1 protein-coding gene is annotated in these 695 nt (G+C 63.3%); it reads left to right on the top strand.

From position 1 onward, the window contains the following. Window positions 1–695 (top strand): condensation domain-containing protein (locus tag AWB74_RS45045; RefSeq protein ID WP_235024973.1); only part of this gene is annotated, 695 nt, incomplete at both ends.

Genomic DNA, 695 nt, shown 5'->3' with positions numbered 1-695 from the left:
CTGTCTTTCGCGCAGGAACGTCTGTGGTTCCTCGAACAGCTCAATCCGGGTCAGTCCACCTATAACATTCCGATAGCCGTGCGCTTGAGCGGTTCACTCGATGTCGGCGCATTCCAGGTCGCGTTAAACACGCTCGTAGCGCGTCATGAGAGCTTGCGCACGTCCTTCGCGCAGCATGACGGACAGGCCGTGCAGTGCATCGCACCGCAATTGCAGATCGCGCTGCCGCTGGTCTCGCTCGATACTCGAGCCACCGACGTGCACCGTCTCGCGCAAGTCGAAGCCACACGCGCCTTCGATCTCGAACATGGGCCGCTGCTTCGCGCACAACTGCTGCGCCTCGCCTCCGATGAACACGTGCTCCTCTTCACGATGCATCACATCATCTCCGATGGCTGGTCCACCGGCGTGCTCGTGCGCGAGCTCGGCGCGTGCTATACCGCTGCATTGCGCCATGAACCGGTCGCGTTAGCGCCGCTGGCCGTGCAATACGCCGACTTCACTTTGTGGCAACGCGACTGGCTCGCCGGTGCGGAACTCGAACGACAGACGCACTACTGGCGCAATCAACTCGCCGATCTCGCGCCGCTGGATTTGCCCACCGATCGTCCACGCCCGGCGCAGATCAGCGGACGCGGCGCGACCTTGCCGTTTGCGCTCAGCCCCGAGTTATGCGGGCGTCTGAACGCGCTGGC

Origin of the sequence: Caballeronia arvi, assembly GCF_001544695.2 — a bacterium.
Taxonomy (GTDB): Bacteria; Pseudomonadota; Gammaproteobacteria; order Burkholderiales; family Burkholderiaceae; genus Caballeronia; species Caballeronia arvi.
This window is presented reverse-complemented; position numbering and strand designations above follow the sequence as displayed.